Origin of the sequence: Oceanobacillus salinisoli (genome assembly GCF_009733865.1) — a bacterium.
GTDB classification, from domain to species: Bacteria; Bacillota; Bacilli; order Bacillales; family Amphibacillaceae; genus Oceanobacillus; species Oceanobacillus salinisoli.
Genome location: NZ_WOFB01000012.1, coordinates 74010 through 90373, shown reverse-complemented (window position 1 = coordinate 90373; position 16364 = coordinate 74010). Strand labels below are relative to the sequence as shown.

9 protein-coding genes and 2 pseudogenes are annotated in these 16364 nt (G+C 38.7%); 2 read left to right on the top strand and 9 right to left on the bottom strand.

Annotated features, from left to right (window positions below):
* Positions 1 to 62 precede the first annotated feature (62 nt).
* The 3 genes and pseudogenes from GMJ66_RS09595 to GMJ66_RS20655 all read right to left on the bottom strand — a co-directional run.
* Positions 63 to 611: a hypothetical protein gene (locus GMJ66_RS09595; protein ID WP_156290106.1), complete on the bottom strand. Its 549-nt coding sequence runs from the start codon at positions 609 to 611 to the stop codon at positions 63 to 65.
* 12 nt (positions 612 to 623) lie between these two features.
* On the bottom strand, positions 624 to 1790 hold the full coding sequence (locus tag GMJ66_RS09590) for a ParM/StbA family protein (protein ID WP_156290105.1): 1167 nt from the start codon (positions 1788 to 1790) through the stop codon (positions 624 to 626).
* Between the two features lie 351 nt (positions 1791 to 2141).
* A pseudogene (locus GMJ66_RS20655) lies at positions 2142 to 2463 on the bottom strand (catalase); the annotation flags it as partial.
* Positions 2464 to 2947: 484 nt separating this feature from the next.
* Here GMJ66_RS20655 and GMJ66_RS09580 point away from each other — a divergent pair.
* Complete coding sequence (locus tag GMJ66_RS09580; RefSeq protein ID WP_156290104.1) at positions 2948 to 4207, top strand: GGDEF domain-containing protein; 1260 nt, start codon at positions 2948 to 2950, stop codon at positions 4205 to 4207.
* Between the two features lie 108 nt (positions 4208 to 4315).
* Here GMJ66_RS09580 and GMJ66_RS21180 read toward each other — a convergent pair.
* The 5 genes and pseudogenes from GMJ66_RS21180 to GMJ66_RS09555 form a co-directional block, all read right to left on the bottom strand.
* Positions 4316 to 4923 (bottom strand): annotated as a pseudogene (locus GMJ66_RS21180) (Uma2 family endonuclease).
* A gap of 229 nt (positions 4924 to 5152) precedes the next feature.
* On the bottom strand, positions 5153 to 6220 hold the full coding sequence (gene rlmN / locus GMJ66_RS09570) for a 23S rRNA (adenine(2503)-C(2))-methyltransferase RlmN (protein WP_156290103.1): 1068 nt from the start codon (positions 6218 to 6220) through the stop codon (positions 5153 to 5155).
* Between the two features lie 460 nt (positions 6221 to 6680).
* Complete coding sequence (locus tag GMJ66_RS09565) at positions 6681 to 8165, bottom strand: glutamate synthase subunit beta (RefSeq protein ID WP_156290102.1); 1485 nt, start codon at positions 8163 to 8165, stop codon at positions 6681 to 6683.
* 107 nt (positions 8166 to 8272) lie between these two features.
* Positions 8273 to 12883, bottom strand: coding sequence for a glutamate synthase large subunit (gene gltB / locus GMJ66_RS09560; protein WP_156290101.1), 4611 nt, complete (start codon positions 12881 to 12883; stop codon positions 8273 to 8275).
* A gap of 759 nt (positions 12884 to 13642) precedes the next feature.
* Positions 13643 to 13990: a helix-turn-helix domain-containing protein gene (locus GMJ66_RS09555; RefSeq protein WP_156290100.1), complete on the bottom strand. Its 348-nt coding sequence runs from the start codon at positions 13988 to 13990 to the stop codon at positions 13643 to 13645.
* Between the two features lie 464 nt (positions 13991 to 14454).
* Between GMJ66_RS09555 and GMJ66_RS09550 the strand changes: the two genes are divergently transcribed.
* Positions 14455 to 15474: an LLM class flavin-dependent oxidoreductase gene (locus GMJ66_RS09550; RefSeq protein ID WP_156290099.1), complete on the top strand. Its 1020-nt coding sequence runs from the start codon at positions 14455 to 14457 to the stop codon at positions 15472 to 15474.
* 51 nt (positions 15475 to 15525) lie between these two features.
* Here the strand turns inward: GMJ66_RS09550 and GMJ66_RS09545 are convergent, their stop codons facing one another.
* Positions 15526 to 16314, bottom strand: a complete 789-nt coding sequence (locus GMJ66_RS09545; protein WP_156290098.1) for an ion transporter — start codon at positions 16312 to 16314, stop codon at positions 15526 to 15528.
* Between the last annotated feature and the right edge of the window lie 50 nt (positions 16315 to 16364).

Below are 16364 nucleotides of genomic sequence, written 5' to 3'. Positions count from 1 at the left end.
AATTTCCTGGTAAGCAATAAAAAAACTGCCAAATAAAGCATTAGCCTTACTTGACAGTTTTACTATTTATTCATACTAGAGAAAAAGTCATCTAATGGATTCGATTCTTCTTGTTCCTCTTCTTGCTCATCCCCATGATGCACATCCAGCATATCCATATCCACTTCATCCAACAGCCCATCGTCCAATATCGGTTCTGACTCCGATTGCGGTTGCGGCTCCGTCCCTTTTTCCTTTTCTCTTTCCTGAAAAGACAGTGCTTCGTCGATGTCCGTTGTATTGCTGTTCAATGAAGATAATAAGGTGGTAGCACGCATTGGATCATTCAGCAATTGATACAAAATCGTTCCAATCATTGCCTCGGAGTGTTCATGCTTTAACCAGCTTTTTTGTTCTTTTGTCAGTTTTTTGGGAAGGGGAACGGTGATTACTTCCCGTTCCTTTGCAAATGATTCATTGACTCCCTTTAACACATAGCTGGCAATCGTACTGGAAAAATTCCTTCGCTCTGTTTCTTTCAGTTTGGATAGTTGTTTTAAAAGATAATCTGGTGTATCAGACGGGACGCGAAACGTGATAGACTGTCCCCGTTCTATACCTTTCTTCACCATGTTATCCCCCTACTAAGCTTCCGCAGCTGGTTTTACTTCTTTTTTCTCTTTGCTTACTGAATGAATATATTGACTAATGAGTTTATAATAGGCATTTGCCATCATCCAAATGCTCTCCTGCTCATCCTCAAAAAATTCGATATTAAATCCATCTAATTTATTGTTCAACGCTTTAATATAATCTTTTAATACGGCTGATCCTCCACCGACAAAGTAACAGATTTCCGATTGTGAATTTTTCGCCCACACATTTCTTAAAAAGCGATATTCCTTTTTAGCCAATTCCAATAAGATGTGGTCGGTAATATCATGGACATTCGTTCTGCTCCCTTTGACCATGATGTGATGACGATCATTTTTACGTGTAATGATATCTACTACATCACGGCGGCTATCCAATTCCACCCCATGCCGGGAGAGAATTTCCTCGCGAATTTGTTCCAGGGATTCGGATACACCTAAATTATAGCCCTGTGCTTTGTCATCATCTACATTACGATTTCGAATGACCGCGATATCTGTTGATAATCCGCCAATATCCTGGATAAGAATTTGCTTGTCCAATAATTCTTTGTTAATGACTTTCAAATCATTATCCATTACCAGGTTCACATATGCTGCAAACCCCTCTGGATAAACTTTGACATCATCAAATTTAATGTTCACTTTTTTCCCTTGGTATTTCGGTGTGACAAGAAATTCCACCTGGTGTACAGATCCCAGTAACTGAGAACGATAACCTACGTCTTTCCCTTCTTTTACTTCACGTAAAGGGAGTCCTGTTCCTAGCGTGTAGTTCGCTTCCACTACATCGCTTTTCTCTTTAAAATCCGTTGCCTGCACTGCATCCAATGCCAAGGAAGCAAATAACATGACTAATGTCTGATCTTCTTCCGATTTGCTGCTTCCCGGATCAAGTTCTTGGGAGTTCGTTGTTTTCGTAGCCAAGTTCCCAACCCGGTAAATTACATTATTTTCTTCCAATGCTGGAGAATGAACACGAATATGTATATTGTCTAGCACATCCTTTTGATCCAGCTCTTCTATCCCTATTACAGGACGATCCTCCAAATCTGGTGCAATAATATTTGGTATATATAATTCATGATCCAGCTTTCCGAATATTCCTTTTAGTGCGTCATTACCGACATCCACTGCAGCAACTCTCGTCTTTGCCATCTTATCTAACTCCTTTTTCAATACTAGTTACTATACTAGAATAATAGTTTTCATAGAATAACACAATCAGACTTTTTGCGTATTCTTTTTTGTTTACAAGTTTTCTTTTTCATAAACGTTGTAACGACAATATGTAAACGTAATTGTTTGCATGTATACTTTATTGATTTCTTCACCGCTTTATTTGAATACTTGTACACATTATTGTAAACAAATAATTGTTACTCCCCTCCCCCACTGATTGTTAGTACCAAAAGGGTATGTCCTAAAGGCTTCTGTAAGAATCAAGAGTTTACTGACTGCCGGTCCCCCACTTATCACTCTTGAATCATAGGAAAGATTCGGACTATAAGAACTACGGAACCCAACCACAGTAGAAAAACGAGTAAAAACAGGTGTCTTCTTCCCTGCTTCTGATAAGAACTTCGCTTTCGTATACTGCTTCATGGATTTATACCCTTCAAATTCACCATGTGCAGCAAAGCCCCTCGCATGAACAACACGCTCCGGAATTCGCTCATGATCGAAGTGGGTTATTTTTCACGGAAATGAAAGTCTTCCATTAATGTCGGTCCACGCTCACCGGCAGTTAGGGATAGATCGTCCTCCAAAACTTTAAGTCCCTGATTCGTTGTCATATCCTTTTTGCATCATCCACTTTAAAGTTTTCCAATTGTGCCTGTTTACTTTTCGTTTACCTTATCTTCTTCATGCATAAACATTTCCCCTCCTTCCATGTATTACTAATTATTTTTTCCTAATATAAACCTTCTATTCCCCACTAAATCTGAAAAGTATTAAAAGCAATATAGAAAAGGAATTTATTTCCTGTATCCCAGTAATATTTAGTTTGATATAGTAATAGATTATATATATATCAAACTGATACCAATTAAAATAAAGACAATTTCAAGAAAATTATTTTTAATTACTTTCTTCTATTAATTTGTGTTATTATTAACAATAACTTGGGCATTTATGCCTATAAAGTGAGTTATCAATTAGGGGATATTTTTCATCAAGTTAGCACGTGATAAATATAGAATCCAATATACTTTTGGGAATTTTATACAGAAAGCGAACAGGATAGAGGTCCCAGGGTTTGACATTTGCTAAAAAGATATAAATCATAATGAAAGAAAGGAAACTTATGTATAATGGGGCGACTTCAAATTTTTGTTATTGGCCTATTCCTCATCTCACTTCTGGTTGCAATCATGTCAGGGCCAATTAAAGTAGATTTCAACATATACTTACAAATATTAGCCATATACCTCGTTTTCACATTTCTTTATTCCCACTTGAGTACTATTTTTAAAAAGGGAAATGTAACTTTGGAATATGGGAGCTCTTATGGGATTTCCATTGCATTGTTTACCGGCCCACTAGGTGTATTCACCTATGAAATGATTATCCGTTTTTATTCCTATTTTCAACGAAGGTATAGCAATACTGCAGATGATGATGAGTTTTTGCATATTTTTTATAATACGGGAGCTTTTGCACTAAATTATTCTATCGCATTCTATTTGTTTCACTATTGGAGCCCCTACTTTGAAAATAGTTTAATTGTTAATTGGGCCCTAATACTCATACTGGTCATCTTCACCAACTTTCTATCTGATATCTATATCAGTATCGTGCTAGGCTTAACCGGTGAAATAAGTACAGTGAATGACGTTTTTGATTTTATAAAGCAAAGAAATATTTATGACACGTTAAAAACAGCCGTTTCTAATGGCTTATTATACGTATCTCTAATTGAGCAGCGTTGGGATTTATTGGTGGCATTATTCGTATTAAATTACCTTGTCAGTCGTTCCTATATTGTGAAATCACAAATTATAAGGCATAAACTAGAACGTGACCGTTATGAGCAGATGGCATATACAGACTTCCTTTCCAAAGCACATAACCGTGCATATATGAACAAGGTAATGGAAGAACTGGAGGGGTCCGGAGAATACCTTAGCATTGTTGTTACGGACATCGATTCCTTTAAACAGATCAATGACACTTATAATCATACGGTTGGGGATCATGTTATACAAAGCTTTGCCGATATACTGCGAGGCTATATTCATAAGGAAGATTATTTATTCCGGAGTGGTGGAGAGGAATTCACCATGATACTGAGAAATAGAACGTACGAAGATTGTATGGATTTAGTAAATAAAATGAACCAAGGAATAGAAAAGGAAAATGTAAAAGCAGAATACCAATCAAAGGAAATTTCAATTCACTTTACCGCATCCTTTGGTTTATACTTTTTCAAAGCCAGTAATTCCATGGATATGAAAAAAGCTTATACCATAGCAGATGATTTACTTATCCAGGCAAAGGATTATGGAAAAAATAAGGTTTTTGTAAAAAATGGAATGGCAAACGTCCCCTTATCAGAAAGGTATGAAGAGTAGGCATCATATATTTTTAGGATAAATTGTTGTAATCAGCACATTACCTCAGATACTTACTTCCATTTTAATTCAGGGGAGAGTCTGAAATAATGTGCTCTTATCAAATTCTCATGGAGTTAGTATGTCTGATAAAGATATTTGTAAATCAAAATACAAGATTGATTTTAGAGTATCTTCAGGGCCAAATACTCTTCTTTGCTGATACTTTCCATTTTCAAAACCCAGTACTTCAATTGTTCGATTACTTGGATCTACTAACCAATACTCTTTTACACCGTATTCCTCATAAACATTGTATTTTTGATTGCGGTCTTTTAAACCAGTACTCGGAGACAACACTTCAATAATTAGGTCTGGTGTCCCCTTAACTCTATTTTTAGTAATTTTCTTCTCATCACAAACAACCAATAAAGTGAATCTTCAATCAGTGGGGGTCTTACAGCCAGTTAATCACGTGATAAATCCGGTTGAACCGTGATTTCTGAATTATCTTCTGTTTGTTCTGTGTCAAATTGAACATCAAATGGAGCCAATATTAGCTTACAACCTTTGTTTTAAAACAAAGGAGCTAAATATAGGTATAACTCTCCAACAATAGATTGATGTTTATAAGAAGGAGAGGCTGTTAAATAAGGAACTCCATAAATAGCTTCCCAACGTTCACCCTGATCTTTTACATCTTTATAGGAATACCCCTTTTTTGGTTCTTCTTTCATGTGTTCCCACACCCTTTTATTATCCTTTCCTTTTAATATACTCACTATTATGTTGTAAAAAAGCAAAAAAATTACGCTTCTTTGAATACACTTAAATGACAATTCCAACTATGCGTTTCCCCTATTTAAAAAAACGCTCAGGGCATTTTGGCCTTGAGCGCTACCTTCTTATTGTAATTTTGTCATTCTAAAATGAACCCATTTCGTATACCTTAGCACGGGCTTCTTACTAAACTGCCTTTGTCTTTTTCATTTGTTTACTTCTTAATTGTCCACATGCTGCATCAATATCTGCCCCATTTTCCCAGCGCACTCCACAGTTAATACCATGCTCTTTTAACGTTTCAAAGAACAATTGAATAGAGTTGGAATCACTTCTCTGATATTGAATATGTTCGTCGACTGTGTTGTATGGAATTAAGTTTACATAAGCCAAATGACGATGATCCTTCAGTAAGTTAGCTAGCTGAATTGCTTCCTCTTTATGATCATTGACATCCCTTAGCATAATGTACTCATACGTAATCCGGCGATTTTTCTTTTGTAGATAATATTTGATTGAAGGCATCAGCTTTTCTAAAGGAAAGGCCTTATTAATCTTCATAATACTCGTACGTAGCTCATTATTTGGAGCATGAAGGGAAACTGCAAGGTTCACTTGAATATCCGTATCCGCAAAGTCATAAATTTTATGAGCAAGACCGCTTGTTGATACCGTAATATGTCTAGCACCAATATTAAGGCCTCTGTCGTCATTCATAACATATAAGAAGTTCATTAAATTATTATAGTTATCCAATGGCTCCCCAATACCCATGACAACAATATGGCTGACACGTTCATCTTTCCCTTGCTTATCTAAATGCTTTTGCACATTCATAATTTGTTCCACAATTTCTGCACTGTTTAAATCGCGGCTTTTTCTCAAAAGTCCACTGGCACAAAAGGAACAGCCTATGTTACAGCCAACCTGTGTCGTCACACATACAGATAAACCATAACTAAAACGCATTAGTACCGTTTCAATCAGGTTACCATCAGATAGTTTAAATAAAAACTTAATCGTACCATCTTTGGATTCCTGTTTTATATCCTCTTCCAGCGTATGCAATACAAAGTTTTCTTCCAGCAATGCAATCGTTTCTTTGTTGACATTTTTCATTTCATCAAAGCTGTTCACACGCTTTTTATACAGCCAATCCCAAACTTGGTTTGCTCTAAAGCGCTTTTCTCCATGCTCCATAAGCCAATCCTGTAACTCATCAAAGGTTAGCCCATAAATGGAAGTTTTACTCATTATAAACCCTCATTTCGCTTCATTTCATTCTATTTTACATCATACTCTATGTGGAGGTTGGAATCAAATTGAAAATAGTGGATAATTTTCAGCAAGGCTGTATTCGTAAGCTTTGTTGCTATTCATCCTCGTAGTTGATGAAAAATGCGACATAGTGAAAAATTCCCTATCGTGTTGCTCTCGCTTGTTATAGTGATGATAGTGCTTTGCACTCCTCCGGCAGAATAGTGACCAGAGTTAGGCTCCTAAAGACGCGACAGCACGAGGAGGCTCACAGGTCGCCCCAAGGTGCGCGTAGTGTATTTCCGGAGCGGTAGTATTATCTCAAATTAAACTAATTCCTATATATAATATGAATCAAAACACCAAACTTTTAGCAAGCAGCTCGTAACTCTAGGATTTCTAGTTAAAAAAATACAGAGCTCCTCACTATAAGGACAGCTCTGTATTTAAAATTATTTTATGGTAACAACGTTTCACCCATTAAATATCGATCGCATTCACGGGCAACTGCTCTTCCTTCATTGATTGCCCATACTATTAGACTTTGACCTCGTCGCATATCTCCGGCAGCAAATACGCCTTCTACATTTGTTTGGAAGTCTCCGTATTCGGCTTTAACCGTTGAACGTTGTGTAGTTTCCACACCAAGTTTTTCGATTAAGCTTTGGTCTGGACCTTTGAAGCCGATTGCTATTAATACTAGATCGGCGGGCCACACTTTTTCAGTTCCAGGGATTTCTTCGCGAATCTTCTTCCCTTTTTCATAACGAGTTTTCACGTTAATGGTGTGGACTTCTTTAATATGGCCATTTTCATCACCAACGAACTTCGTAGTCGAAACAGCATAGGCACGAGGATCATCTCCTTGCACAGCTTGTGCTTCTGCATGTCCATATTCTACACGGTGAATAATTGGATATTGTGGCCATGGATTTGTTTCCTCATCGCGTAATAGGTTTCGTTTTTCATAGATATCAAATTGTGTAAGACTCTTACAACCATGTCGTATGGAGGTAGACAGACAATCCGTTCCCGTGTCACCACCACCAATGACGATAACATCCTTGCCCTCGGCAGAAATATAGTTTCCATCTTCCAGATTGGAATCTAGTAAACTTTCCACATTGGAATGTAAAAAGTCCATCGCATGGTGAACTCCTTTTAGGTTACTTCCCTCTACTTCAATATCACGATGAACATCTGCACCTCCGCACAGAATAACCGCATCAAACTCATTATTCAGTTCATCAACTGTTACATCTTTACCAACCTCGGTATTGGTAACGAACATAATGCCTTCCTGTTCCAATACATCGACACGTCGTTTTACTACATCGTAAGACAATTTCATTTCTGGAATTCCATAGGTTAGTAATCCACCAACACGAGCGTCCCGTTCAAAAACGGTCACTAAGTGTCCAGCTTTATTTAACTGAGCTGCAGCGGCAAGACCAGCTGGGCCAGAACCAACAACAGCTATTCGTTTACCTGTTCTTGTTTCTGGAGGGTTGGGAACCACCCAGCCTTCTTCAAAGCCTTTTTCAATAACGGCACGCTCCACTGTACGAATAGCAACAGGCTCTTCATTAATTCCCAATACACAGGCCCCTTCACATGGTGCTGGACAGGCAATGCCTGTAAATTCAGGGAAATTATTCATAACATGGGCACGATCTAATGCCTCTTTCCATTTCCCTTCATATACCAATTGATTCCATTCCGGGATTAAGTGGTAAACTGGACATCCACTAGTTTGTCCATTAATGACCGTACCAGAATGACAGGTCGGTACACCACAATCCATACATCGAGCTCCTTGGACTTGAATGGCATCCTCAGATAATGGAGCCGTATAATCCTTCCAATCTTTTACCCGTTCTTTGGGATCTCTTCCTGGACGTGCCACGCGTTCATATTTCATAAATCCAGTAATTTTACCCATCGAATGCCCCCTATCTTTTCTGTGTTATTTCATGCTGCAAACCGAGATAGTGAAATCGGCCAAACAGCCGATTTCGTCATGCTTATCTCTAATTTACTGCTCCATTTTTAGATTACTTCCACTTTTTCCGGTTCCTTCTCTTCTACTACAACCGGATTCTTGCTTTCTTCAAATGCTGTCATTTCCGCATCAAATTTGCTCATACCAGTCTTTCTTAATTCTGCAATACGTTCACGCATTTGCGTATATGCTTTCGGTATCACACGCACGAAATGGCTGGAGTACGTCTCCCAGTATGTTAAAATTCGCTCCGCATGAGAGCTTCCTGTATATGCGGCATGACTTTGAACCAGTTCATATACTTGATTCATCTCATCTGGATCTTCAATTGCCCCAACTTGAACCAAGTCTTTGTTAACTTTTTCGTCGAATTTGCCGTCTGTATCAAAAATGTAGGCTACCCCACCTGACATACCGGCCGCAAAGTTACGTCCAGTTGATCCTAAAACAACAACTGTTCCACCAGTCATGTATTCACAGCCGTGATCACCAATTCCTTCCACAACAATGGTAGCTCCGCTATTTCTTACGGCAAAGCGTTCCCCGGCAGTTCCACGAATATATGCTTCCCCATCAGATGCTCCGTAGAAACAAACATTTCCCGCGATAACATTTCTTTCAGGTCGGAAGGTGACGACTGGATCTGGCTTGACGATAATTTTACCGCCAGAAAGTCCTTTTCCTAAAAAGTCATTTGTGTCACCAGTAAGGTTTAATGTCACACCTTTTGGTACAAATGCCCCGAAACTTTGTCCAGCTGACCCATTAAAGTTTAGCTTAATCGTATCCTCTGGAAGTCCTTCCTCACCATAACGCTTGGAAATTTCACTTCCAAGAAGCGTACCTGTTGCCCGGTTAATATTCCGTATAGCTGTTGTAAACTCAACAGGCTGTTTGTTTTCCAGTGCTGGTTTTGCAACAGGAATCAACTCCTGATAATCCAATGTTTTTTCAATGCCGTGATCCTGTTGTTTTGTAGCATGTTGGTCCATCTTATATGGTAGGCCAGGCTGGTGAAGCAAATCAGATAAATCGACATCTTTTGCTTTCCAGTGATCGATCTCTTTTGTTTCCAGAACATCGGTGCGGCCAATCATTTCGTCAATGGTTCTAAAGCCCAGCTCCGCCATGATTTCACGTGCTTCCTGTGCAATAAACTTCATAAAGTTGACGACATGCTCAGGGTCACCTGTAAATTTCTTCCTCAACTCTGGATTCTGTGTTGCAATACCTACTGGACATGTATCCAAATGACAAACACGCATCATCACACAGCCTAAGGCAACTAATGGCGCAGTCGAGAATCCATATTCTTCAGCACCAAGCAGTGACGCAACAATGACATCTCTACCTGTCATCATCTTCCCGTCTGTTTCCACCACAATACGGTCGCGTAATCCATTTAACAGTAAAGTTTGATGGGTATCTGCCAAGCCAATTTCCCATGGCAATCCAGTATGTTTCAAGCTTGTTCTAGGTGCAGCACCTGTACCACCATCATAACCACTAATTGTTACAACGTCTGCACGTCCCTTTGCAACACCTGCAGCAATCGTACCTACACCAACAGCTGAAACGAGTTTGACACTGATTCTCGCGTTAGGATTCGCATTTTTTAAGTTATAGATTAATTCAGCTAAATCCTCAATCGAATAAATATCGTGATGTGGCGGCGGAGAAATTAATTCCACACCTGGTGTCGACCCACGAACTTCTGCAACCCATGGATAGACTTTCTTCCCAGGCAATTGTCCACCTTCTCCAGGTTTAGCCCCTTGTGCAACCTTGATTTGAATCTCATCGGCATTGACTAAGTAATGACTTTTCACACCAAATCGTCCAGATGCAACTTGTTTAATTGCACTGCGTCGTAAATCACCATTATTATCTGATGTAAAACGGTCAGGCGATTCCCCACCTTCTCCAGAGTTACTTCGACCACCAAGACGATTCATTGCAATGGCAAGTGCCTCATGTGATTCCTTACTGATGGAACCAAATGACATCGCACCCGTCTTAAACCTGCGAACGATGGAAGAAACCGGCTCTACCTCGTCAATCGAAATGGACTTGCGTTTTTTAAACCCTAACAGATTACGTAGGGAATAAAGGTGTTGTTTCTCATCATTCAGCATGGAAGAGTATTCTTTAAATAACTCATAGTCACCAGAACGTACTGCATGCTGCAAGGTTTGAATCGTTCCAGGATTATACTGATGATCTTCACCGTTGACACGATACTGATACTCATCACCTGGATCTAATGTACGTTTTGCGCCACGTTTCGGCAAGAAAGCATTACGATGACGCATAAGCGCTTCTTTCTCCATCATTTCCAAATCAATGCCGCCGAGTCTTGCAGATGTCCCTGTGAAGTATTTATCTATCACTTCTTGCTTAATTCCTATTGCTTCAAAAATTTGTGCGCCACGATAGCTTTGTATCGTAGAAATACCCATTTTCGAAAGGATTTTGATAATACCATCCGTTACAGACTTCACATACGTTTGGATTGCCTGTTGTTCCACTATCGCTTCGATTTCGCCATTTTCAACTAGATTTGTAATCGTATTTAAGGCGAGATACGGATTGATTCCTTCTGCGCCATAACCGATTAGCGTCGCAAAATGATGGACTTCTCTTGGTTCACCAGACTCTAGTAAAATACTAATCTTTGTACGAATTCCTTTGCGAATAAGGTGGTGGTGGAGTCCGGAAACCGCCAATAATGCAGGAATTGCCGTATTATCTTTACTTACACCCCGGTCGGAAAGAATTAATAAGGTCACACCCTCATCAATAGCCGCATCCGCTTCTTCAAACAGTTTGTTTAGGGCTGATTCCATATTTCCCTTTCCTTCTTCAGCATGAAACAAAGTAGATAGCGTTTTGGCACGGAATCCTTCCAGATTCTGCTCACGTAGTTTTTCCAGCTCCGCATTGGTTAAAATTGGTGTTTTTAACCGGATATGTCTGCAGCTCTCTGGTGTTGGCTGTACTAGATTTCCCTCTGCTCCTATCGTTGTTTCCACCATCGTAATTACCTTTTCACGAATTGCATCAATCGGTGGATTCGTAACTTGCGCAAACAATTGCTTGAAATAGTTATAGAGAAGCTGAGTTTTTTTGGATAATACCGCTAGCGGTGAATCATATCCCATGGAACCAACTGGATCTTTCCCATCAACGACAAGTGGTTTAATGATCTTATTAATCTCTTCCTGTGTATATCCAAATGCGAGTTGCTGATCAATAAGCTCGTCTCCACGATATACTGGTTTTTCATTCATCACTTCTGGTACATCTTCTAATTCAATTTTATTTTCCAGCCATTGTTTATACGGCTTTTCAGAAGAAATCTCCAGCTTGATCGTTTCATCCGGCACAATAATGCCCTTCTCTAAATCAACAAGCAGCATTTTACCTGGACTGATACGGTCTTTATATAAAATATCGTCGGCAAATATATCCAAAGCTCCTACTTCAGAACCTAAAACGATCATGCCATCTTTTGTGACATAGTATCGCGCAGGCCTTAGCCCGTTACGGTCCAAGCAGGCACCAATCTGTTTTCCATCTGTATAAACGATTGCTGCTGGTCCATCCCATGGCTCCATTAACGTGCTGTGATATTCATAAAAATCGCGTTTTTCCGCTTTAATTCGATCATCGTTTGCCCATGATTCCGGGATCATCATCATCGCCGTATGAGCTAATGATCTTCCAGACATATGAAGAAATTCAAAGGCGTTATCAAATATAGAGGAATCACTTCCATCTACATCCAACACAGGTAAAATCTTCTCTAATTCTTCTTCATCAAAATAGTCTGAAGCACATAATTGTTCCCTTGCCTGCATCCAATTGACATTACCTCTTAAGGTATTAAACTCACCATTATGGATGGTATAGCGATTTGGGTGTGCGCGTTTCCAGCTCGGAAATGTATTCGTACTAAAACGTGAATGCACTAGAGCTAGTGCTGATTTGAAATCAGGATGGTTTAAGTCAATATAAAAGGAGTCTATTTGCTCAGGAACTAACATTCCCTTATAAACAATCGTTCGACTCGATAAACTGCAAACATACAGATCATCATATTCTGGATAATCAGACATCATGTTTTCGATTCGCTTTCGTATGACGAAGAGTTTTCTTTCAAACGCATCTTGATCTTGCAATTCCTCCGACTTTTTGATGAAAACTTGTCTGATAGCCGGTTTACTTTTTGCAGCTACAACGCCAATGAAAGATTCATTTATTGGAACAGGACGCCAGCCTAAAAATTCCTGGCCTTCTTCCTCAATGATTGTTTCAATGACTCTTCTTGCTTCCATACGTAATTCTCTATCTTTAGGGAGAAAAATCATTCCTACACCATATTCGCCTTCGCGTGGTAATGTAATATTTTCCTTCCTTCCCTGCTTTTCGAAAAATCGATGAGGAATTTGTGTTAAAATCCCTGCTCCATCCCCTGTACTTGTATCTGCTGATTGCCCACCACGATGCTCCAGATTGCATAGGATGTTAATCGCATTTTGCACAATATTATGTGTTTTTTCGCCATTTATATTTGCGATCATCCCAATCCCGCAAGCTTCGTGTTCAAAGTCCGGGTTGTATAAGCCCTGGCTTTCAGGGTATCCTTTTCTTGTCATCACAACAGCTCCTCTCTCGTATTCATGTCTAAGGAGTATAAACCTACCGAAAGAAGGGATACTCTCTCATGTTTGGTTATTATACCATAAATTTAGCAAATGATAAAAATTCAATTAACTATCTATATACAATTTTGCGAAAAATCATAAAATGAAAACGTTGCCAAATGTTTGGTTTTTAATCGTGAAATACTGGGTCAATCCTTGATATATAAAGGGATAAAGGGATATTTATTTTTTTTATGAATTTTTTTTGACAAAAATTAGATTTTTTTTAAAAAGGGGCGTTTTTAATAGGTTGGGGACTGCGTTTACTCGTTCATCGGAGAAGATTTATTGTTTTTTTTACGCATACAACTCACACTTGTGTTTTTCTTTTTCTAAGGAAGGGCTTTTCTTTTCAGGAAGGCTGAAGCGTTGTCTTAAGGTGCGTGACTGCTCGGAGCGGAATCAGGCGTGCACTGGACTATGTCTTATTTTATATCAACTACTATTAAGAGGGAACCATACTGAGTAAAAGAGCCAAAAATAAGAATAACCAGCTACTTCACGTTTTTTATTATGTAAATTTTGTGTCATGGTATTTTAACTTTTGACAAACGAGTGGTCTCAACGCAGATAAAATTTAAACGTCCGGAGTATTAAAAGGGGTTACAAATATGCCCATTGTGTTGCAGAATAATTCGATGAATCAGCACTCTCCTCCATGCTACATAAAAGGAGAAAATAAACCATAGCCTAACGCTGTAGAAGCGATTTTCACTCTTTAGCTTTAATTGGTTTTTCATGTTTCCACTTAGCAAATTCGATTACCGCCTTAAATTGTGGCAGTTCATGCGGCTTAACTCCTGAACTCTTTAATTCATTTACAAATTGCAGCCACTTATTTTCCAGCGGTTGTTCATACATTGAATGCGCAGTAATTAATGTAGATACATCAACTCCCAGTACCAAAGCTAATTTTTCAAGTACTTGTATAGTTGGATTATCGTTTAAATTACGTTCGATATTACTTAAATACGATTTGGATATATTTGCCCGCTCCGCACATTCTGATAACGTTAATCCTTTGCTCTTACGTATTTTTTGGATTTTATTTCCTATCATGATCATACCTCATTTATTATTTTATAAGATAACAACTGTTCTATATAACGAATATAAGTGCAAAAAAATGATGATTTTAGAGAGTTGTATCAATATTTATTAAAGGGCTTTTCGTTGATTTTGTTGTTGTTGTTTAACCTCGAATTTAATATAAAGTGCGACGTAACATTAGATGATGTTGGAGCTACATTTCCCGAACCGGAAAACAACGGTTTAGTTTCTTATGTGGCAGTTTATGTTTTTAGTAACAAAAACAACAAATCTTTTAAAAAACGCCTTATGATCAATTTACGATAGATTATTTGTTCTCAAATAAGAACACAATTCAATAGTACTACACATTACAAAGCTTATCAACTGCATTATACAATTTTCTGAACCATTCGTTTAAAACTAAAAATTGGACTCTATCACACAAAATCTTTATCATTGCTTATTAAGAAAACACTTAAGGAGTGAGTGATTTGACCATACATGATAAAGCAAGAAAATTCAACGATATACCTTTGTCCATCCTTGATCTAGCTCCAATTGTAGAAGGGAGTACTGCGTGTGATTCCTTCAAAGAGAGTGTAGAATTAGCACAGCATGCCGAGAAATGGGGGTATAACCGCTACTGGCTTGCAGAACACCATAACATGCCTGGTATTGCCAGTTCTGCAACCTCTGTACTGATTGGACATATTGCTGAAAAAACAGAATTTATGCGTGTTGGATCAGGTGGGGTTATGCTTCCTAACCATGCAACCATTGTTATCGCTGAACAGTTTGGAACATTGGAATCCCTTTATCCAGGACGTATAGACCTTGGACTAGGCCGTGCACCCGGAACCGATCAGGGAACTGCCTATGCACTGCGTCGCACGTTGAATATGGGACCAGAGGAATTCCCTATGCAAGTGAACGAACTGCAGGATTACTTCTCGGATGAGCCAAAAACACGAGTTCGAGCAATTCCTGGTCAAGGATTGGATATTCCGATTTGGCTGCTCGGTTCCAGTGACTTCAGTGCCAGACTCGCAGCAGAAAAAGGATTATATTTTTCCTTTGCCAGTCACTTTGCTCCTGCTTATTTGCTTCAAGCCTTAAAATTATATCGAGACAATTTCAAGCCATCAGAAACACTTGACAAGCCTTATGCGATGATTGGTATTAATGTTATTGCTGCCGATACAGATGAAAAAGCCCAGTATTTAGCATCGTCCCATCAAATCCAGTTCTTAAATATTCGCAAAGGTATAAATAAAAAGCTGCAGCCACCAGTGGAAAACATGGATGAAATATGGTCGCCAATGGAAAAAGCAGCTGTGGAGGAATCACTCGACCCAAATACAACGATTGTAGGCGGTCCTGAAACGGTGAAAAGGAAATTGGAAAAAATTCAGGAAGTGACTCAGGCGGATGAATTGATTATCAGTTCACAGATTTATCATTTAGAAGACCGTTTGCGTTCTTATGAAATTGTGTCCGAGTTAATGAAATAGTAAAAACCATGGCCAAGTAGAACGGTCATGGTTTTTCTTTTTCTCTATATTTTACCTGGACTTTTTCTCCAAAAGCTCTTTAATTTCCTTCAATTCCTTTTGTACTTCTTCCAATTTGATATCGGTTGGTGTTGGCTGTTCTTCTCTTGCCGCTTCTTCCACGTTATTAACAATAACACCAACAAAGAGATTTATTATCACAAAGGCTCCAATAACGATGAACGTAACAAAATAGATCCATGATGATGGCGCCTGTCCAAGTATTGGACGCATAACTCCACTTGCCCATGATTCCAATGTGATTACTTGAAAAAGAGATAACAGGGAATCATGCAACGTACCAAAATATTCCGGAGCAATTGAGCTGTAAAGCATCGTACCAATTACAGCGTAAATATAGAAGAAAATACTCAAAAGCAACATAATCGTTCCCATCGATGGAATCGTAAGGATTAGGGCATTGACTATTTTCCGAAGTGATGGGATGACAGAAATCGCACGCAACACCCTCAATACCCGCAGCACGCGGAGTACTGTGACATAATGGGCACCGACCAGTAAATGGCCACTGGCAACAATGAGAAAATCAAATATATTCCATGGGTCACGGAAAAATGCTCTAATGGAGCTGCTACCAATAAAACGAATGATAATCTCAATGGTAAATACCCACAGCAGGATAGTATCAGCTATGTATATCCAATCGGAATAATTAACTGCGAAATATGGATAGGTTTCAAGTCCAACGAGGATTGCATTTACAACAATTAATCCAATAATTATTTTAGTAAATAAGTGATTATCAGCAATGTTTGTACATTTTTGTTTTAAACTGCTCAACAGTTAATCCCTCCCCAAAATATAGTTTACTTTACGACATAGATTCTGTC